Source organism: Hyalangium ruber, assembly GCF_034259325.1.
GTDB classification, from domain to species: Bacteria; Myxococcota; Myxococcia; order Myxococcales; family Myxococcaceae; genus Hyalangium_A; species Hyalangium_A rubrum.
Window position 1 is genome coordinate 588,236 of the sequence record NZ_JAXIVS010000002.1, and the last position, 19,213, is coordinate 607,448.

General features: G+C 68.8%; 15 protein-coding genes. 9 read left to right on the forward strand and 6 right to left on the reverse strand.

Annotated features, from left to right (window positions below):
• Positions 1-25: 25 nt before the first annotated feature.
• The gene (locus SYV04_RS07460; RefSeq protein ID WP_321544936.1) at positions 26-1,894 is read left to right on the forward strand and encodes a putative Ig domain-containing protein; all 1,869 of its coding nucleotides are present in this window, start codon (positions 26-28) and stop codon (positions 1,892-1,894) included.
• Here the strand turns inward: SYV04_RS07460 and SYV04_RS07465 are convergent.
• From SYV04_RS07465 to SYV04_RS07480, 4 genes are all read right to left on the reverse strand, one after another.
• Positions 1,891-2,331: a group II truncated hemoglobin gene (locus SYV04_RS07465; RefSeq protein WP_321544937.1), complete on the reverse strand. Its 441-nt coding sequence runs from the start codon at positions 2,329-2,331 to the stop codon at positions 1,891-1,893. The two genes, SYV04_RS07460 and SYV04_RS07465, sit on opposite strands and share 4 nt — an antisense overlap.
• A 37-nt stretch (positions 2,332-2,368) precedes the next feature.
• Complete coding sequence (locus SYV04_RS07470) at positions 2,369-3,250, reverse strand: 5'-3' exonuclease (protein ID WP_321544938.1); 882 nt, start codon at positions 3,248-3,250, stop codon at positions 2,369-2,371.
• 52 nt (positions 3,251-3,302) lie between these two features.
• Positions 3,303-4,265, reverse strand: coding sequence for a hypothetical protein (locus SYV04_RS07475; protein WP_321544939.1), 963 nt, complete (start codon positions 4,263-4,265; stop codon positions 3,303-3,305).
• A gap of 196 nt (positions 4,266-4,461) precedes the next feature.
• Positions 4,462-5,772: a hypothetical protein gene (locus tag SYV04_RS07480; RefSeq protein ID WP_321544940.1), complete on the reverse strand. Its 1,311-nt coding sequence runs from the start codon at positions 5,770-5,772 to the stop codon at positions 4,462-4,464.
• A 305-nt stretch (positions 5,773-6,077) separates the two neighbouring features.
• On the opposite strand from SYV04_RS07480, the gene SYV04_RS07485 reads away from it, so the two are divergent.
• Positions 6,078-7,610, forward strand: coding sequence for an MBOAT family O-acyltransferase (locus tag SYV04_RS07485; protein ID WP_321544941.1), 1,533 nt, complete (start codon positions 6,078-6,080; stop codon positions 7,608-7,610).
• A 13-nt stretch (positions 7,611-7,623) separates the two neighbouring features.
• Complete coding sequence (locus SYV04_RS07490; protein ID WP_321544942.1) at positions 7,624-8,640, forward strand: hypothetical protein; 1,017 nt, start codon at positions 7,624-7,626, stop codon at positions 8,638-8,640.
• A gap of 558 nt (positions 8,641-9,198) precedes the next feature.
• On the opposite strand, the gene SYV04_RS07495 is transcribed toward SYV04_RS07490, so the two are convergent.
• Positions 9,199-10,806 (reverse strand): Na+/H+ antiporter, encoded by a 1,608-nt coding sequence (locus SYV04_RS07495; RefSeq protein WP_321544943.1) that lies wholly within the window; start codon positions 10,804-10,806, stop codon positions 9,199-9,201.
• A gap of 193 nt (positions 10,807-10,999) precedes the next feature.
• Here SYV04_RS07495 and SYV04_RS07500 point away from each other — a divergent pair, with 193 nt between their 5' ends.
• The 5 genes from SYV04_RS07500 to SYV04_RS07520 all read left to right on the forward strand — a co-directional run bounded on the left by SYV04_RS07500 (position 11,000) and on the right by SYV04_RS07520 (position 14,158).
• Entirely contained in the window at positions 11,000-11,362 is a 363-nt protein-coding gene (locus SYV04_RS07500; RefSeq protein WP_321544944.1) for a DUF4398 domain-containing protein, read from the forward strand.
• A gap of 21 nt (positions 11,363-11,383) precedes the next feature.
• Complete coding sequence (locus SYV04_RS07505; RefSeq protein WP_321544945.1) at positions 11,384-12,469, forward strand: OmpA family protein; 1,086 nt, start codon at positions 11,384-11,386, stop codon at positions 12,467-12,469.
• A gap of 76 nt (positions 12,470-12,545) precedes the next feature.
• Positions 12,546-13,139, forward strand: a complete 594-nt coding sequence (locus SYV04_RS07510; protein ID WP_321544946.1) for a GNAT family N-acetyltransferase — start codon at positions 12,546-12,548, stop codon at positions 13,137-13,139.
• A gap of 6 nt (positions 13,140-13,145) precedes the next feature.
• The gene (locus SYV04_RS07515; RefSeq protein WP_321544947.1) at positions 13,146-13,781 is read left to right on the forward strand and encodes a hypothetical protein; all 636 of its coding nucleotides are present in this window, start codon (positions 13,146-13,148) and stop codon (positions 13,779-13,781) included.
• A complete protein-coding gene (locus tag SYV04_RS07520; RefSeq protein ID WP_321544948.1) occupies positions 13,778-14,158 on the forward strand; it encodes a hypothetical protein in 381 nt (126 codons plus the stop codon). The genes SYV04_RS07515 and SYV04_RS07520 overlap by 4 nt, the downstream gene beginning before the upstream one ends.
• A 9-nt stretch (positions 14,159-14,167) precedes the next feature.
• Here the strand turns inward: SYV04_RS07520 and SYV04_RS07525 are convergent, their stop codons facing one another.
• Positions 14,168-16,192, reverse strand: coding sequence for a S9 family peptidase (locus tag SYV04_RS07525; RefSeq protein WP_321544949.1), 2,025 nt, complete (start codon positions 16,190-16,192; stop codon positions 14,168-14,170).
• A gap of 300 nt (positions 16,193-16,492) precedes the next feature.
• On the opposite strand from SYV04_RS07525, the gene SYV04_RS07530 reads away from it, so the two are divergent.
• Entirely contained in the window at positions 16,493-19,153 is a 2,661-nt protein-coding gene (locus tag SYV04_RS07530) for a PAS domain S-box protein (protein ID WP_321544950.1), read from the forward strand.
• Positions 19,154-19,213: the final 60 nt, after the last annotated feature.

Sequence of the window (19,213 nt, forward strand, 5' to 3'; positions counted from 1 at the left end):
GCCGGTTTTCCGTAGACTGGGGGCCATGCGCCCACCCCGCATCCTGGCCCTGCTCTTGCTCGCGCTGTTGTTCGCCCCGCTGGAGGCCAGACCCCAGGGTGCGCCCCTGCTCACGCCCGAGCAGCAGCTCCCCGGCGCTCAACTGCCCGTCGAGCTCAACCGCCTGTCCGCGGCCTTCGATGGCACGAACTTCCTGCTCGTCTGGTCCGACGTGCGCGGCAGCGATCCGGACATCTATGGCGCGCGCATCAGCGTCGCGGGGGAGCTGCTCGCGCCGGGGGCCTTCCCCATCTCCACCGCGCCGGGCGAGCAGAGCTTCCCGGACGTGGCCTTCAACGGCACGAACTTCCTGGTCACCTGGAACGACTCCCGCACCGGGGATGCCTCGAACATCTATGGGGTGCTCGTCTCCACCGCGGGCGCGATCCGGGACCCGGGACAGTTCAAGCTGTCCACGGGCCCCTCGGGGACGGAGAAGTACGTGCCCTCGGTGGACTGCGTGGGCTCGGAGTGCCTCGTCATCTGGAGCGAGCGCCGCGCCACCACCTCGTGGGACATCCTCGGGGTGACGGTGAACGCCAGCGGCACGGTGACGAGCGCCGGAGACCAGGTCATCTCCGGGGTGAACCGGGGGCAGTACGTCCCGGAGGTGGTCCGCGCGGGCCCAGGCTACGTCGCCGCCTGGAGCGACCAGCGCGACGCCTCCGCCTACGGCATCTACGGCGTCGAGGTGTCGGCCACGGCACAGCCGGCGACCGCCACGGGTACGGACATCGAGGCTCAGGCGAGCAGCACCTATGAGCGGCCCGCCCTGGTCTGGGATGGGACGAGCACGTGGGCGGCGTGGACCAACACGCTGCTCAACCCGAGCGCACCCGCAATCCACCTGCGCGGCACTCCCAGCTCGACGCAGGCGGTGACGTTTGGCGAAGTCACCCGGAACCCGGCGCTGGCCTTCGACGGCCACTGGCTGTGGGTGGCGTACGAGTTCGAGCTGCCCAACGCGGAGCACGGGGTGAACGCGCGCCGCTTCGACCGCAACGGGCTGGCGGTGGAGACGGCACCCTTCCCCTTGTCGGGGACGGATCCGGGGGCGAGCGTGCCGCACCTGGCCAGCGATGGGCAGGGGCACGTGCTGGTGGTCTACGCGAGCCACGACCTCGCCGCGCCGCATGCCACGACGGACCGCCTCATCTACCGGGTGGCGACCTCGCTGGCGCCCGGGGCGGTGTGCGGCGGGGACGCGGAGTGCTCCACCGGCACGTGCGCGGATGGGCGGTGCTGTGACCGGCGCTGCGACGGGGTCTGTGAGACGTGCCGGCTCGCGGAAGGCGCCTCGGCGGATGGGGTGTGTGGACTGGCCACGGCGCGGGTCTGCCGGCCGGCGGCCTCCACGTGCGATGTGGCGGAGCGCTGCGATGGAAATCAGAAGGGCTGTCCGGCGGACGTGTTGGCGGCGGATGAGACGAGCTGCGGCACGGAGGCGGTGTGCCGCGCCGGCGGTTGCCAGTTCCTGCCGCCTCGCTTCCTCGCGCTCTCGCGCGCCCAGGCCGTCTGCGGGCAGGCGGCGCGGTACGAGGGAGACACTCCGCCCACGGTGGCCGGCGCGGGCCCGTACACCTTCTCGGTGGAGGGAGGGCCCGAGGGCCTGACGGTGGAGCCCAGCACGGGCGCGCTGCGGTGGGTGCCGGAGCGCGCGGCGAAGGGGAGCCACAGCGCCGCGCTGCGCGTCACCGGCCCTGGAGGCTCGGCGGTGGAGACGCTGTCCATCACCGTGGAGTGCCCCGAGCCGCATGACCTGCGGGTGGCGTGTGGCTGCACCGGAGGGGGCGAGGGCCCGTGGCTGCTGGCGTTGTCCGGCCTGCTCGCGGGGGCCTGGCGGCGCCGGCGCTAGCCCTCGGTGTTGCGGAGGAAGTCGGCGGTCTGGTTGAAGCGCTCCTCGAGGAAGCGACGCAGCCCGCCCGTCACGCCGCGCGCATCCAACGCCCGCTGCATGGAGCGCAGCCACGCATCACGCGCGCCCGTGTCCACGGGGACATGGCCGTGGCGCATGCGCAGGCGCGGATGGCCGTGGCGCTCGCTGTAGTGCTGGGGGCCGCCCAGCCAGCCGATGAGGAACAGGCCGAAGCGCTCGCGCGTGCCGCGATCCACCTTGCCGTCCGCATCCAGCACGTGCAGGCGAGCGAGCGCGGGCTCGTGTGCATCCATGGCGTCGTAGAAAGCCCCCACGAGGGCATGCACGGCCTCCTCGCCTCCGATGCGCTGGAAGGGGGTGTCCTCCAGCGAGGGGAGCCAGTCGTCCGAGGGAGGTGTCTTGAGCTGAGTGGACATGAAAGGGTTCAACCCGGAGGGAGCCAGCGGCATTCTCTCAGACAGCGGCCCAGCGCTTGGGGCGGGACTTGAGGGTGGTGAGCCCGAGGCGGTCGCACATGGCCTCGAAGGGAGCACGCGGGACGCCGGCCCACTCGAGATCCTCCAGGGACTCCTTCAAGGGCGCATCCGTCACCACGGTGGCGAGCTTGCGGTACAGCAGGGCGTCCTTGCGGTGCTCGCGCAAGGTGGCCGCCAGCTTGTCCGCGCCGCGTGGGCGCACCGTCCACTTGGCGGCATCCTCGGGGATGGCCTCCAGATGGCCGTAGGCGGCGAGCAGCGCCGAGGCGCCCTTCTCACCGAAGCCGTGCAGGCCTGGAATCCCATCCGCGTCATCGCCCACCAGCGCCAGCAGGTCCGGGATGCTCTTCGGCGGCACTCCGAACTTGGCGCGGACGCCGTCCTCGTCGATCTCCTTCTCCTGGCGCCGGTCCACCTGAACGACCTTCTTGCCGCGCACGCACTGGCCCAGGTCCTTGTCCGGGGTGAGCAGCCGCACCTGCTGGACCTTGGAGGCCCAGCGCGCGGCGGCGGTGGACAGGGCGTCGTCGGCCTCGTGGTTCTTCATGGACCAGACGGTGACGCCGAGCGCGCGCACGGCTTCCTCGGCCAGATCGAACTGGGCGAGCAGCTCCGGGGGGACGCCCTCCTCGGTCTTGTAGCCCGCGAAGAGGTCGTTGCGGAACGAGCGGATGGGGTTGTCGAAGGCGACGGCGAGGTGGCTCACCGCCTCGTCCTTGTCGTGCAGCAGGGCGAGCAGCGAGGACATGATTCCCGCTGTCGCCTTCACGTCCTGCCCGTCCGGAGCGTTGTGGCCCGGGCGGGGGGAGAAGTGGGCGCGGAACAGCTCATAGGTACCGTCGACGAGGTGCAGGCGCATGGCGCGCCCAGGTGTACCGCTCTGGCTCGCGCCGCGCCACCGGATGTGTGCTCTATGGCTGCTCCGAGGTACTCGGACGCTGAGCGGCAATGACTGGCACGTAGCAGCCGCCAAGCCATTCGTAGGCATACTCTGGACAGTCCGGCGCGCGGGCCTCCATCTTTCCCCAGCATCCTCCCCGGATCTCGACATCTCCTTTCGAGCATGGAGCCCTGCGCTGCCCTTTGAACGGCTTGGGCGGCATGTCCAGGTGAACCCCTCTTCCATGCGTTGGAGGCGTCGTTGCCGCGACGTACGGGGGCAGTGCGTCGTCGCCCAAGGCCGTGGTGCCACCATCCTCCTGCGCCACCATGAAGGCCTCCCTGGAGCGTTGATGCTCCATCCACCAGATTCCCAGGATCATCAGCGTGCCCACGGCGAGTGCGCTGAGCCGAGGTCTCCAGGGAGGGTTGGTTGCTCGAGTCGAGCCCCGTTCGGTGCGGGCCTGGTGCTCGAGTTCGAGCTGCTCCGCGGAGTCCCTCTGCTCAGACAGGCGCGCTACCTGCCTGTCGCGTCGGCGTGCGCGCTGGTGCAGGCCCACGGCGATGGCGACATCCTCTGGACTCCATGAAGCGGGCGAGAGCGCCGCCCAGGCGAAGAGAGGATGATCGGCCTCGGAGCCCGCCTGCTCCGCAGCCTCTTCGAGCGAGAGTGGCTTTCCCTGGACCCACTGCATTGCGTAGTAGGGATGCACCGCGCCGGAAGGATGCCGCCACCCCCCGTGGCCGAGGAGGCGTGGGACATTCGGGTGGCTCAGGCCAGACAGCAGCTTCACCTCCCGCTCGAAGAGCGGATCCTCCGGCTCCAAGGCGAGCTTGAGCGCTACGCAGCCCGCCTCCTCGTTTCCCACATACACCGCGCGATACACGACGCCGTAGGTGCCACAGCCACCCCAGCCCTCGACACGCCAGGGCCCTATCCGCGTTCCTGCCGGAAGCGAGGCTGGGTCCAGTTCTGGCGCGGCAGCTCTCTTCATCGGTGCCCTCATGGCTTCCGCGGCAATTCCCGCTGGCTGCTGCTCTTCATCCTACCTCAGAGGTGGTCACCGAGGCACCCGCCTACGACATCGGAACAGGCGCGGCCCTCTGCGGAGCGCGCTGGCTGAACCTGTATGGTTGTCAGACAGGTTTGCCCGGCGCGCTGATGTCAGGAGCCTTGGTGTAACGCGTTCCTCACGGTGCGCTATCCGCAGCAAGCGGCAGGGCATACTCCGCGAGCTTCGCGTCGTGAGGAGCTAGAAGCGCCTCTTCCTCGTTGAGCACTTGCAAGGAGAACCCCTCCGCAGTGGGAGGAGTAAGGGGAGCGGGCCAAGCCCCTCTCTCAGCGCGGGATATGTCCACCTCTACAAGCACCATCAGGGCGGCGAGCTGGACATCCTGCGGTGCGAGCAATTCCCATTGGCGGTGATACTCCAAGGCATGCACCGCATTTGGGAAGTCGGACAGGAGCGTGTGGGCGGCGTCGATACGCGCGAATGCCTGGTGACGCTCACCCTGCGGCAGGTCCGCTGCCGCCGCCATGGCATCGAACATGGAGACGTTTCTGCGCCATAGGTACCGCCTCAGCATCGGATGGCCGATCCGAGACGTGAAGAAGAACCAACCGCTATGAGCGTTGACGAGCGTGCGACCCGCAGGCGGCAAGCGGGAGAGGGCCTCTGGTGGGAGGAAGTCCGGGCCAAAGGTCGTCAGTTGGTGGAAAACAGACTCCTCGCGCAGGACGGCGGAGAACGAGGGCCTGCCCTCGCGCAGCCGGCCAATCTGCACCAGGGCTTGCCGCTTCCGCTCCACGCTCGCCTTGTCGAGAGCCTCCGCACAGGGGCGATACGTAAGAGCCTGACTGCTGGCGGAGAGCTGACTGCCGTGGAGAGCACCTCCGAGACTCAGTTCCCGACTCACCGCGAGCGAATCAAGGCAGACGTCCACGGCCTCCTGTGCATGGCCCTCCGCTACCAATAGCCGAGTCTCCAGCGCAGCCAGTTCCACAACTCGCTCCAAAGCGCGCATGCCGCTCGGCTCTCGGGAAAAAGAGGGCCGGCTGAGGCTACCCGCACCTGCTGGCAAGCCCCCGACTTCCGCATGGGTAGCGGCGAGGACGCGGCGCATCACCTGCCGGCCTTGATCCAGCGCTTTTCGACAAGGCGCCGGCATCTTCTCAAGCGAGAGCTTGCCGACGGTGACATCCAGGCACTGCTCGCGCAGCGCTTGGAAAGCCTTGGACCAAGCCTCGGAGGCGACTTCATCCTCCCCCTCGGGCCGAGACATGGAGTCAGGCTCGGGCTCGGGTAACTCGCGAGCTTCGGCCAGGAGGGGTTCTACGGCTCGAGCGAAGGTGCCCGTGGTGGGCGTGCCAATGTGCGGTGGACGCGGATGAAGAGCGCCCTCGAAGTCATTGGCCTCACGCACCACACGCTCGATGCGAGGGCCGGTACGCATCAGCAGTCCAGCGAGCGCTCCAGCACAGGCGAGGATGAGCACGAACACTCCACATCCGACGGCTCGGAGTGAGCGCCTCGCCGCCGTGGCCCTGCTCTCCTGGGAGAAACTGCTCGACTCAAGCACTGGGTGTCATCTCCAGAGCCCATCATCCTAAACACGGGGGTTGGAAGTGTCGCCCCGCACGAGGCCGTCTCGACAACTTCATTGAGGGCCACGCTGGGGTTCATCGCGTCCGCTCCTGCGTGGGACGAGCGCCAACGCCTCCGGAGCAGAGGGCTCGGATAGGGAGCAGGCAAGCGCGGACCCGGGGTGCTCTGCTAGCGTCACGAGGCCAGCCTGGCGCCCCGCGGATGCTCTTCAACTCCCACGTCTTCCTCTTCGCCTTCCTGCCCCTGGCGCTGCTCGTCTATTTCGGGCTGGGGCACCGGGGCCACACGCGCGGCGCCCTGTTCTCGCTGATGGCCGCCTCGCTCGTCTTCTACGGGTGGTGGAGCGCGGGCTACGTGCTGCTGCTGGTGGCCTCGCTGTCCTTCGACTACCTGCTGGGCGCACGCATCGCCCGGCTGGCCGCCGTGGACAAGCCCCGCGCGCGGCGGTTGCTGATCGTCGGCCTCACCATCGACCTGGGGCTGCTGGCCTACTTCAAATACTCGGGCTTCCTGGTGGAGAACGTCCAAGCGCTGCTCGGCACGCACTGGCACTACACGCCTCCCGTGCTGCCGCTGGCCATCTCCTTCTATACCTTCCAGCAGGTCGCCTATCTGGTGGACTGCTACCGCACCGCCGAGCGCGAGCCGAGCCCTCTGCGCTATGGGCTGTTCGTCACCTTCTTTCCGCATGAGATCGCCGGCCCCCTGGTGAACCACCGGGAGATGCTGCCCCAGTTCGCCGAGCCGGACGTGGCGCGCGCTCGCACTGAGCGCATCACCGTAGGGCTCATCTGCTTCTTCCGCGGACTCTTCAAGAAGGTGGCGGTGGCCGACGTCGTCGCCCAGTTCGCCAACCCCGTCTTCGCCGCCGCCGGCCGGGGCGAGGCCATCGGCTTGGTGGATGGCTGGGTGGGCGCCGTCGCCTACTCGCTGCAGCTCTACTTCGACTTCTCCGGCTACTCGGACATGGCCATCGGCCTGGCGTGGATGTTCAACATCCGCCTGCCGCTCAACTTCGACACGCCCTACCGCTCGGCGAGCATCGTCGAGTTCTGGCGCCGCTGGCACATCTCACTCTCGCGCTTCCTGCGCGACTACCTCTATGTGGCGCTGGGCGGCAACCGGAAGGGGCGCGTCCGCCGCTACGTCAACCTGATGCTCACCATGGTGCTGGGCGGGCTGTGGCACGGCGCCGGGTGGAACTTCCTGCTCTGGGGTGCGCTGCACGGCAGCTACCTCGTGCTCACCCATGCGTGGACCGCCGCGCGTGAACGGCTGGACCTCGCCCCGCTCGGGCAGGAGGGCCGGTGGACGCGGCCGCTCTCCATCGCGGCCACCTATGTGGCGGTGGTGGTGGCTTGGGTCTTCTTCCGCGCGGAGACCTTGGATGGAGCGCTCGGCGTGCTCAAGGGCATGGCGGGCCTGTCGAGCCATGCCTCCTCGGGGCTCGCCTTCCGCGCGGTGTGGAACGATGACCTGTCCAGCTTCTTCCGGGCAGCGACGAAGACGGCCATCCTCTTCGCGGCGCTGCCCGTGGTGTTCCTGTCCACCGGCCTGCACCGCTGGATGGGGCCGTACAACCCCGCGCTCATCGGGGAGTCCGCCCAGCCGCTCCCGGCGATACGCTGGGGCTGGCAACCCTCGCCCGGACAGGTGCTCGCCTGCGCCGCGATGGCCGCGGTGGCCATCCTGCGCCTGAGCGAAGTGAGCGAGTTCATCTATTACAACTTCTAGCCCGCACGCGCGCATGGACAGGTACCTCAAGCACTGGGCGGTGGCGACGGCGGCGCTGGTGTTGGGCGTGCTCGCGCTCAACATGCTCGTGGATCCGCTCTGGTACGGCCGTGGCAACCGCCTCACCCGGCGCAACTACGAGTTCAACGAGCGCGTCTCCAAGCCCAACCTGTTCCTCCAGGAGCCGTCCCGTTACGACTGCATCATCCTGGGCAGCTCTACCTCCACCATCATCCATCCCTCGCTGCTGGAGCCGCACCGCTGCTTCAACTTCGCCTTTAGCGCCGGCAAGGTGAGCGAGTTCATCGCCTATGCGCACTGGCTGCGCGCCCAGGGTGCGCGACCCTCGCTCGTCATCGTCGGCACGGACTACGTGAACTTCGATCCGCGTGCGGACACGCTGGTGGATGTGCCGGACTTCATTGCCAAGAAAGAGGCTCCGCCGCCGCGCTGGAAGAGCTACCTGTCGCTGGACGCGTTCCTGTGGTCGGTGCTGGCGGCGGCGGGCCAGTCGCCCTACCCCAAGTTCTATGACGAGCGCTTCGAGGTGGTGGTCCACCCCGACGCCGGCACCTTCAACCCCGATGCCCTGAAGCTCGGGCCGCGCACGCTGGACCCCGCACGCGCCTCCCGATTCGCGGAACTGCGCGCCGTGTTCCCCGAGGCACACTGGGTCGGGTGGATGCCTCCGGTCTCCGCGTGGCACATCTCCGAGCTGGAGCGCACGGGCACGCTGCCGGGCTACCTGCGGAGCCTGCACGCGGTGAGCTCGGTGCTCGATGAGGTCTACGACTTCGCCGTACCCTCGGAGGTGACCGCCGAGCCCGAGAACACCTACGACGGGCGGCACTACCACAACGCGGTGAACGCGCGCGTCACTGGCCGGCTCGCGGGAAAAGAGGACACGTTCGGCGTGCGCGTGAGCGGGCTGACGTTCGAGGCCTACGAGGCCCTCTATCAAGAGCGCTTGCGGGCCTTCCGGGAAGGCGCGAGCCCTCCGGTTCCGGTGAGCGGCCCCTCAACGCCCTGATGAAGTTCGTCCCCCTGGACGCGTCTACGAGCCGACCACCAACGAGTTCCGTCCCATGGAGCTTCCGCTCAATACGGGTGCATGACGTTGACGGAGAGCCTGCCCTCTCTCAGAGTGAAAGTGATTGCCAGGATGAGCCTGGCATTGAGCAGGGAGGAACGATGATCAACTCAGCAAAATCTCTCATGGTGGCTGCATTCTTCGCGAGCACGGTTGTCCTGACGGGCTGTGGAGTCGAGACAATCCCTGCCGATGAGCCACAACCTCAGGTGGAGGCCACGTCGTCCGAGATCGTCGCGATGACGGCGTGCGCCTCGAACTTGGACTGTACGTCCCCCAATCAGCTGTGCTGCGGGCCCCGCTCTGGCCCAGGCACCTACCAATGCACGGGTTGGGCCCAGCCTTGCCAGGTGGACACGGACTGTCCCGGCGGCTACCACTGCTCTCTCCCCAAGCAGCGGTGCTGGAACCCCACCTATTACAGCTGCATGTAAAGCTTCGAGCGCCCCTCCCGAGCACGGCTGAGCCGCGAGTTGCTCGGGAGGAGCGTGCTCCTCCTCACGCCCCGGACACCTTCGGCTCGGAGGATGCGTCCTCCAAGGGGACGTGCGCCTCCGCGCTCTTGGCCTGCGCGAGCCGCTCATCCAGCTCCGCGCACAGGTGCTCGAAGGCCTCCTTGCCGATGGCTCCCTTCTGGTACGAGGCGAAGAGCGAGTCCTTCTCCACGATGAGCATGCGCCGCACCACCTCCTGGTGCTCCTCCTCGTGGAAGCGCGCCGACTGCTGCTTGAGGTCGGTGAGCTCCTTCTCCACCGTGGCCGCCTTCTGCTGGTAGTCCCGCTCCAGCGGCTCCAGCACGTCGATGGGGATGTCGCGCACGCGGCGCATGCTCTCCAGCGACGTCAGCGCGGCGTGGATCGCCCCCAGCCGGCCTCGCGCCAGCTCGTACTGCTCCTGGTAGACGTCCTTCTGGCCGGTGATGCCCAGCCACTTCAGGAAGGGCGCCATGGTGAGCCCCTGGACGATGATGGAGAGCACCACCACTCCGAACGTCATGTTCACCAGCAGCTCGCGGAACGGAAAGTCCGCCGGCAAGCCCAGCACCAGCACCATGGAGATGGCCCCGCGCAATCCGCTCCAGGTGAGCACCGCGCTCCAGCTCCAGGGCACGCGCTCGGACGTGAGGCGCAGCAGCGCCGATACGCCGTAGACCACCACCGCGCGCCCCACCAGCACCGCCACGTACGCCAGGAGGATCGGCTTCCACGAGGCCAGCAGCGAGCCCACCTTCACCTCCAACCCGATGAGCAGGAACACCACCGAGTTGAGCGCGAAGGCCAGGTACTCCCAGAAGCTCTCCACCGCCACGCGCGTGGTGGGGCTCATGCCCAGGTGCGCCGCCCAGTTGCCACACAACATCCCCGCCACCACCGTGGCGATAACGCCCGAGAAGTGGAAGTGCTCGGCCACCACGAAGGAGCCGTAGGCGGCGATGACCGTGAGGGTGATCTCCACCATCGCGTCGTCCACCCGCTGGATGACCTGGGCCACGGCGAAGCCCACCACCCCGCCGATGAGCGCGCCCATGCCCGCTACCTGGATGAAGTTCCACGTCGCCCCGCCCACCGTGAACTGGCCGCCAGAGGCCACCGCCACCATGAGCGTGAAGAGCACCACGGCGGTTCCGTCATTGAGCAGGCTCTCGCCCTCCACGAGGATCGCCAGCCGCTTGGGCGCACCCAGCGCCTTGAAGAGCCCCACCACCGCGATGGGGTCCGTCGAGACGATGACCGAGGCGAACACCATCGCGTGGATGAAGCCAAAGCCCTGCACGAACTCCAACCCCTGCACCCCAGGGGAGAGGATGAGCGCCGTCAGCGCCCCCGAGGCCGCCACCCCGGGAATCGCCATCGAGTGGATGGCCAGCTTGTTCTTCCAGAACTTGCGGAACTCGACGTGGAAGGCCGCCTCGAACAGCAGCCCCGGCAGGATGATGGCGAACAGCAGCTCCTTGGTGAGATGGGGAGGCTCGAAGGCGTGAACCATGCCGAGCATGAGTCCCGCCAGCACCAGGGCCACCGTGTAGGGGAATTTGAAGTAGCGCGCCGCGATCGCCACCGCCGTCGCGATGGAGAAGATCAGCACGAAGGCCAGTTCGAAGTGCATCGCTCTCCTACTTGTTTGTCCTCAAACAGAGGGAGCGTAACCTAGCTGGGCTCTCGCCAACGACGTGAATCCGCCTGCCTGCTTGTCAGACAGCCTCGCGCGAGGCGGATTGCCGGCCTGCCCTGACGTACACACCTCTGCCCGAGGCGATGGCCGGCGCTTTCTCCGGCCTCGTTCGGCTCGGAGGTGGACGATGCGAAAGACGCTCCTCACCGTGGCCCTGGCGCTGATGGCCTCGGGGTGCGCCGCGAAGCGAATCTCGGCGGAGGTGCCCGCGGCCCGCCGGGCGGAGTCCCATGCAGCCATCCGCGCGGCGGAGCAGAGCGGCGCGGGGCAGGTGCCCGAGGCGGCCACCTACCTCGCCTTCGCCCAGCAGCAGGCGGCCGAGGCCGAGCGGCTGATCAGCCAGGGCCACAACGACGCGGCGGAGCTCCAGCTGCGCCAAGCGTCCGCGGACGCGCAGCTGGCGCTGATGCTGGCCCGCGCGGTGCCGCTGGAGAACGAGGCCCGGAGGCTGACGGACCAGGCCAATGCCCTGCGGCGCAGCCCGCGGTGAGTCGATAGGAGGAGGCACGTCATGCATCGGTGGAAGCAGCGCATGTGGGGCCTGGGTGCGGCGGCGGCGCTCCTGGCGGGGTGTGCCGCCCATGGCCCACCGCCCCGGGAGCTGCTCGACGCACGCGCGGCCTACCAGCGCGTGTCGACGAGCACGGCGGTGCGCACGGAGAGCTCGAACGAGGTGACGGAGGCGTGGCACGCCCTGCTCGAGGCCGAGCGCGAGTACGACCGGAACAAGGACTCGGCGAGGACGCGCTCGCTGGCCTATATCGCCCTGCGCAAGGCGCAGCTCGCCGAGGCGCGCGCGAGCATCGCCGTGGCCGAGCGGCAGCGGGCCCTGGCCGCCCAGGCCCTGCGCGAGACGCAAGAGGCCCAGCGTCAACGCGCCCTGGGGGAGCTGGAGGCCGCCCAGCAGCAGCTCGCCGAGGCGCGGCGGATGAGGGATGAGGCGGCGCGGCTGGCCCAGGCGCGACAGCTCCAGGCGGAGGCGGCCCGACTCCAGGCGGAGGCCCGTCGCCAGCAGGAGGAGACGGAGCGGCTGGCGGCCGAGGAGCGCCAACGCCAGGAGGCGCAGCAGCGGCTGGCCCAGGCCGAGACCCAGTTGGAGGCCGAGCGACGCGCGCGGGAGGAGGCGGAGGCTCGCGCTTCCGAGGCGCTCACCGAGCTGGCTCGCGCGGGCGAGGTGCAGGTGCAGGAGGACGCGCGCGGCACGGTGCTCACGCTCTCCGGCAGCGTGCTCTTCGCCTCGGGTGCGGCGGAGCTGCTGCCCTCGGCGCGTAACCGGCTCTCCGAGGTGGCCGATGCGCTGAAGCAGTCGGACAACCAGCTCACCATCGAGGGCCATACGGACGCGCAGGGTCCGGACGGCTTCAATGAGGAGCTGTCCCTGCGGCGCGCGGAGCGGGTGCGCGACTACCTCGTCTCCCAGGGCGTCTCCTCGGACCGCGTCTCGGTGCGCGGGCTGGGTGAGTACCGCCCGGTGGCGAGCAACTCCACCGCCGAGGGCCGCGCGAACAACCGCCGGGTGGAGATCGTCCTCCAGCGCGCTCCTGGGGATGACGCCCCCACGGGCATCGGCGGCAGTGGCAAGGTGCGGGAGCGCTGAGCCAGGCCTTCCAGCCTGGCTGGAAGCACAAGGGGCTCTCCGACCGACTGGGACGCGCTAGGCTTGGCGCGTTTCCATGTCCACCGACACGACTCCCGTCCTGCTGACGACCGATCGGCTGCACCTGGCGATGCTGCCGCCGGATGCGGCCGGGCGCGTGCTGGCCTACCACCAGGTCAACGAGGAGCACCTGGGCCCCGTCTCCCCCGCGCGTCCGCCTACCTTCTTCACGCTGATGTACTGGCGGACGCGGCTGGCGCAGGACCGGGAGGACCTGCGCAATGACCTGGCGCTGCGGCTGTACCTGCTGCCGCGCGAGCAGCCGCTGAGCTCGGCGCCGATCATCGGCACGGTGAGCTTCACCAATATCCGCCGGGGTCCGCTGCAGGCGTGCGAGCTGGGCTACGGGCTCGACTTCCGCTACGAGGGCAAGGGGATGATGACGGAGGCGCTGCGCACAGCGTGCGCCCATGTCTTCAGCGCCATGGGGATGCACCGCATCCAGGCCAACCACCTGCCGGAGAACCTGCGCAGCGCAGCGGTGCTGCGCCGGCTGAACTTCGCCGTGGAGGGCTACGCCCGCGACTACCTGATGATCAACGGGCAATGGAGGGACCACGTCCTCACATCGCTCGTGGCCCCCAGGGACTCGGACCCAAGCGGGGAGTAGAGGCGTATGAACTCTCGGCTCGTGACGATGCTGGTCCTGGCTCTTTCACTCCAGGGCATCTCGGGGACGGCTTGGGCGGGCGCGGAGCGGGCATCGCTCCCCACGGTGGTGACATCCACCACCCAGGCGGTGCATCCAGCATCCCCCTTCACTCAGGCCATTCTCGCGCTTCCCGCTCCGGGTGAGGAGTCGATCCGCTCGAAGCTCAAGGCCTGCCTGCTCACGGGCGATCTGTCCTGCGTCCTTACGCAATGGATGGCACTGACGGGCACCAGCAAGCTCCCCGATTGGCTGCTGCAGTTCCAAAATGCATTCGCCGCCGCCAATCGTCAGGCCGGCAAGTGCGTGGAGGTTGCAAAGGCCATCCATCGAGGGCTGAGCAGCCTGGGCCAACATCCATCGTTTGTTCGCTTCACCGTCCAGGGCGACGGTCAACTGATAGGCTTCGATGAGATCGCCAACGGGAAGCTCGTCAGAACCCACCAGGTTTCAGACAACGGTCTCCACTTCGCCGTAAAGCTTCAAGGGCGAATCATCGACGCATACACCGGCCTGGCGGGACTGCCTGAAGAGGAGTACCTGAAGCGATTGGTGCCCTATCCCGGGTCAAAGTTGATCACTGAAGCAGTGGAGCACTTATGAGCACAGGCGGAGAGACGGCCTTCCCCGAAGCCTGGCGCGGACGCAGGGTTGGCGTGCTGGATGCTCTTCTCTACTTTCGCGGGCAGCTGAAACAAGGAAGGGGCCTCTGGTTCCTCACAGGCGGCACCACGGTCGATGCACTCCGATCCTTCATCCTTGGCTGGTGCGCGAACACCCAGTTCAACGGCGGAAGCGAGCCTCAGTGGCAGGAGTTCGTCACCTGGCTTCGAGACGTGAAGGGCGAGTTTCCGGGTGAAGGCTGGCACGTGAAGTACTTGCGTGATTGCGATGGGGATCATGAGCGCGCGGCCCTGAAGTTCCTCGACTTCGTCGAGGAGTTCGTCTCCAGGCCGCCCTCCACACCACCACCGGGTTGAATCAATCGACTACCGCGTCGGTGCCGTCACCTTCGGCGCGGCCACGGGCGCCAGGTGCGTGTCGAACCACTCCGCCGTGCGCCGCAGCCGATCCCGCTGATGCGCGGGCATGCGCAGGCCGTGGCCCTCGTCTTCGTACACCACGAACTGCGTCTTCACCCCTTGCGCCTTGAGCCCCTTGAAGAACTCGCGGCCCTGCGAGGCGGGGATCTCCGCGTCCCGCTCGCCATGCACCACCAGCGTGGGCGTGCGCACCTGCTGGATGAAGTTCATCGGCGAACTGCGCGCGTAGAGCTCCGGCGCGTCGTACACCGACGCTCCGAAGTACGGCACCATCCACATGTCGATGAGGTTCGTACCGTAGTAGCTCTGCCAGTTGGAGATGCCCGCGCCCGCCACCGCCGCCCCGAAGCGCCGCGTCTGCGTCACCGCCCACATCGTCATGAAGCCCCCGTAGCTCCACCCCATGATGCCCAGCCGCTCGCCGTCCACCAGCTCGCTCGCCAGCACCGCGTCCACCCCCGCCAGGATGTCTCGCAGGTCCCCGTGGCCGAAGTCCTTCCGGTTCGCCTCCACGAAGGCCGCCCCCCGCCCGAAGCTGCCGCGCGGGTTGGGCATGAACACGTAGTACCCCTGGCTCGCCAGCAGCAACGGCTGCACGTGGAAGCCCTGCGTGAAGACCCCCGCCGGGCCCCCGTGGACCACCGTCACCATCGGCGCCCGCGTCCCCGCCGGCACCAAGGGAGGCGCCAGCAGCCAGCCTTGAATCTCCCACCCGTCGCTCTTCCACGTGAGGCTGCGCGCGCTTCCCGCCGGACTCTTCACCTCCACGTTTCGGCGGCTCAGCGCCTTCCACTCCCCGATGGGCCCCACATGGACCTCCGGTGGCTGGAAGAACGACTCGCGCACCACGGCGCTCATCGCCCCATCGCGTGACAGGGACAGGCCCACGTTCTTCGAGCCGTCGGAGATGCGATCCACGCCGCGCCACAACACCGAGACCGTGCCCCCTCGCGGATCCACCGCGGACACCGCCGCCTCGCCTCCCACCACCGCGCTGAACACCAGCCGACCCGGCTCCTGCCAGTGGAGGTGCGCCGCGGAGGCCTCGAGCCCCTGCGTCACGCTGCGCGCCTTGCCTCCCCGCGCCGGGACGATGAAGACATCGCCCCCGTTGATGCCCTCATCGCTCATCAACCCCTCGAGGAACGCCACCTCCTTTCCGTCCGGGCTCCACGTGGGCTCCGCCACCTGGAACGTGGGCTTGTGGAGCACCCGAGCCACACCGGTATCCGCCGCCACCAGATAGAGCTGCGCCACCCACCAGTTGGCATCCCCCGGCGGCGGCGCGGCGGTGACGGCGAAGCGCTTCCCCTCCGGGCTCCACGCGTACTCATAGATGAAGAGGTCCGCGGGAGAGACGACGCGCAGCTTGCCCTCGGCGACATTCACCACCGCCAGCCGCTTCGAGACGTGGGACTCCTGCACCACGCCCGTCTCGCGCGGGGCGGGCCCCACCGGGCCCTTGGCGTCCAAGGTCCCTTCCATCACCAGCAGCGCGATCGACCGGCCATCCGGCGACCATTGGGGCTGGCTCACCATCCCCGAGAGAGAGGTGAGCTTGCGCGCCTGGCCGCTCGTCACATCCACCACGTAGAGCTGCGCCTGCCCCTTCTTCTCCGCGTCGGAGAGGAACGCCAGCTGTCGCCCATCCGGGCTCCACGCCAGCTCGCGCTCATCCGGCAGCACACCATCCGACGCGGCGGTGATGCGCCGGGGCGCGGCTTCCGGAGCGGCGCGCTCCATCATCTGAATCCGCGGCTTGTCCGGCGAGAGCCCCTGAGGATCCGCCACGGTCTCGACCCACGCGACCCGGGAGCCGTCCGGCGAGAGCGCCACCTGCTTGAAGCGCACCACCCGCTGCATCACGTCGATGACCGTCTCCCGGGAAGGCCGGGCCGCCCGTGCCTGCCCGAGCGAGGACAGCACCGCCAACATCACCCCCACCCCGGTGATCCGCCACACCGCTCGCATCGCGCCTCCTCGAGAGTGACTCCGAGCCTATCCGCAGCCAGGACCGCCAGTGCTTCCCACCCCGCCCTCCTCCCCCACCCCCACGCCGCGCCCCCTCCCCTCAAGGGCTATTTGAAGGGTGGCGAACAGTCCAGGCCCCCTCGGCCCCCCGGCAGCGGCAGGCAAGACGGCGGGCGGCTACGCGCTCTCTGGCTCACTGCCTTCCGAAAAACGCGGGCGTGCCGGATTTCACGCGGACGGGTTCCGACGAGGCGGGCCAGGACGGTATCGTTCGCGGCGCGGCACCGTGGAACCCGAGACATGGCTCCCCAGCGATCCCCAACCCTCCAGCAGCAGCAGAGCGCCTCCGTCGCTCATGCCTCCGCCTCCGCTTCCCCGGAGCGCTCGCTCCTGGAAGAAGAGCTGGAGTCCAGCCGGCGCATGCTGCACGCCCTCACCCAGGTACACGCCGACCTGGTGAGCCAGGGCGACCCCCAGGTCCTCTTCGAGCAGCTGCTCGCCCTGGTGCTCGAGCTGACGCGCAGCCAGTACGGCTTCATCGGCGAGGTGCTCCGCTCCCCCGAGGGCACCCCCTACCTGCGCGCCCACGCCATCATCCACATCACCCCCTCGGGCGAGCTGCGCACGCACCTGGCCGCCAGCCCCGAGGAGGCACGCGCGGTGTATGACCTCCAGACACTCCCAGGCACGGTGCTCACCTCGGGCCAGCCCGTGCGCGCCAACGGGCTCGCCCTGGAGCCGCACCCCCAGGGCTTCCCCGTCGACTACCCGCTGCTCCAGTCCTTCCTGGGGCTGCCCTTCAAGGCCTTCGGCGAGCTGGTGGGCATGGTGGGCATCGCCAACCGCGACGAGGGCTACCCCGAGTCCCTCATCGAGTTCCTCCAGCCGCTGCTCATCACCTGCGGCAACATCCTCCACGCCTGGCGCAACGACACGCGGCGCCAGGAGGCCGAGCAGGCGCTGCGCCTCCAGCAGGAGAAGATGAAGAAGCTGGCCCTGGTGGCCGCCCGCACCAGCAACGCCGTCATCATCACCGACGCGCAGGGCCTCACCGAGTGGGTCAACGAGGGCTTCACCCGCACCACCGGCTACACGCTGGAGGAAGTCCGAGGCCGCCGGCCCGGCGATGTGCTCCAGGGGCCCGGCACCGAGGCGCGGGATGTCGAGACCATGCGCCAGGCCCTGCGCCGGGGCCAGGGTGTCTCCGTCGAGCTGCTCAACTACACCAAGGCGGGCGACCCGTACTGGAACCTCATCGAAATCCAGCCGGTACACGACGAGCAGGGCAAGCTGGTCCAGTTCGTCGCCATCGAGAGTGACGTCACCCCGCGCCGCCACCTCGAGCAGCAGGTGGCCCTGAGCGTGGAGCGGCTCCAGCTCGCCCTGGAGAGCGCCGAGGACGGGATGTGGGACTGGGACCTGCGCACCGGCCGGCTGACCGTCAGCCCTCGCTGGCTGAGCATGCTGGGCTACGCCCTGGGCGAGCTGGACCCCAGCCCCGGCTTCCTGCGCGAGAAGCTGTGCCACCCCGAGGACCGGGCCGAGCTCGACCGGCGGATGCTGGAGCACCAGGAGGGCCGCAGCCCCATGTACGAGTTCGAGCACCGCCTGCGGCACAAGTCCGGCCGCTGGGTCTGGGTGCTGGGACGCGCCAAGGTGGTGCGCCGCGACAAGCAGGGCCAGCCGCTGCGAATCGTCGGCACCAACGTGGACATCACCTCGCGCAAGCATGCCCAGGAGCGGCTCAAGGCCTTCATCCAGGCCATCCCGGACATGATCTTCCAGGTGCGCGCCGACGGCACCTGCCTGGGCTTCAAGGCCTCCACGCTGGATGCGCCGCTGATGTCCCCCGAGCAGTTCATCGGCAAGAGCCTCTACACGCTGCCCCTGCCCGAGCCCGTGCTCGCCCAGCTTCGCCGGGGGCTCATCGGCGTGCTCACCGGCAGCCCGCTGGAGGTCTTCGAGTACGCCGTCGACACGCCCGCCGGCCCGCAGCACTACGAGGCGCGCATCGTCCGCAGCGACACGGACGAGGCCATGTGCATCGTGCGCAACATCACCGAGCGCAAGGCCACCGAGGAGCAGCGGCGCCGCCACGCCGAGGAGCTGGAGGAGCGCGTCCGCCAGGCCACCCGCGAGCTGGAGTCGCGCCAGGCCCAGCTCATCCAGTCCGAGAAGCTCGCCTCGCTGGGGCAGATGGCCGCCAGCATCGCCCACGAAATCAACAACCCCGTCAGCTACGTCTCCAGCAACCTGGGCACCCTGGAGGACTACATCTCCGTGCTGCGCCGGCTGCTGGCGCTCTACCTCCAGGTGGAGCAGGCCCTGGAGGCCCAGCCCCCCGAGGCCGTGGCCGGGCTGCTGCAACAGACGCGCGCCCTGCGCGAGCACGAGCGCCTGGAGGAGCTGCTGGGGGACCTGGATGACCTGCTGGGCGACGCCAAGGAGGGCACCACCCGCATCCGCGAGTTCATCCAGGGCCTGAAGACGTTCGTGCGCGAGGAGTCCGGCGAGCCGCAGCTCTCGGACCTCAACAAGGGCGTGATGATGACCCTGCGCATGCTGCGCCACGAGTTCAAGCACAAGTGCGAGGTGCAGTGCGACCTGGCGCCGCTGCCGCTGCTGCGCTGCTTCCCCACCCAGCTCAATCAAGTGTTCATGAACCTGCTGCTCAACGCCGTGCAGGCCATCGAGCAGCGCGGGGAGATTCGCGTCTCCAGCCGGCAGGAGGGCAACGAGGCCGTGGTGCGCATCACCGACAACGGCCCGGGCATGAGCGAGGAGACGCTCTCGCGCATCTTCACCCCCTTCTTCACCACCAAGCCCGCGGGCCAGGGCACCGGCCTGGGGCTGTCCATCTGCTACGCCATCATCAACAGCCACAAGGGCCGAATCGAAGTGCGGAGCCAGCTCGGCCAGGGCACCACCTTCTCCGTCCACCTGCCCCTCATCACCGAGTAGCCGCGCGTGGGTAGAGGTTGACCCGGGGGCCGGGGGGCCCCTCAACCCCCTAGCGGATTT

Excerpts from the sequence above, each read along its gene's own strand:
- SYV04_RS07460 (WP_321544936.1), top strand. The coding sequence starts at position 26 with ATGCGCCCACCCCGCATCCTGGCCCTGCTCTTGCTCGCGCTGTTGTTC.
- SYV04_RS07465 (WP_321544937.1), bottom strand. The coding sequence starts at position 2,331 with ATGTCCACTCAGCTCAAGACACCTCCCTCGGACGACTGGCTCCCCTCG.
- SYV04_RS07470 (WP_321544938.1), bottom strand. The coding sequence starts at position 3,250 with ATGCGCCTGCACCTCGTCGACGGTACCTATGAGCTGTTCCGCGCCCAC.
- SYV04_RS07475 (WP_321544939.1), bottom strand. The coding sequence starts at position 4,265 with ATGAAGAGAGCTGCCGCGCCAGAACTGGACCCAGCCTCGCTTCCGGCA.
- SYV04_RS07485 (WP_321544941.1), top strand. The coding sequence starts at position 6,078 with ATGCTCTTCAACTCCCACGTCTTCCTCTTCGCCTTCCTGCCCCTGGCG.
- SYV04_RS07490 (WP_321544942.1), top strand. The coding sequence starts at position 7,624 with ATGGACAGGTACCTCAAGCACTGGGCGGTGGCGACGGCGGCGCTGGTG.
- SYV04_RS07495 (WP_321544943.1), bottom strand. The coding sequence starts at position 10,806 with ATGCACTTCGAACTGGCCTTCGTGCTGATCTTCTCCATCGCGACGGCG.
- SYV04_RS07500 (WP_321544944.1), top strand. The coding sequence starts at position 11,000 with ATGCGAAAGACGCTCCTCACCGTGGCCCTGGCGCTGATGGCCTCGGGG.
- SYV04_RS07505 (WP_321544945.1), top strand. The coding sequence starts at position 11,384 with ATGCATCGGTGGAAGCAGCGCATGTGGGGCCTGGGTGCGGCGGCGGCG.
- SYV04_RS07510 (WP_321544946.1), top strand. The coding sequence starts at position 12,546 with ATGTCCACCGACACGACTCCCGTCCTGCTGACGACCGATCGGCTGCAC.
- SYV04_RS07515 (WP_321544947.1), top strand. The coding sequence starts at position 13,146 with ATGAACTCTCGGCTCGTGACGATGCTGGTCCTGGCTCTTTCACTCCAG.
- SYV04_RS07520 (WP_321544948.1), top strand. The coding sequence starts at position 13,778 with ATGAGCACAGGCGGAGAGACGGCCTTCCCCGAAGCCTGGCGCGGACGC.
- SYV04_RS07525 (WP_321544949.1), bottom strand. The coding sequence starts at position 16,192 with ATGCGAGCGGTGTGGCGGATCACCGGGGTGGGGGTGATGTTGGCGGTG.
- SYV04_RS07530 (WP_321544950.1), top strand. The coding sequence starts at position 16,493 with ATGGCTCCCCAGCGATCCCCAACCCTCCAGCAGCAGCAGAGCGCCTCC.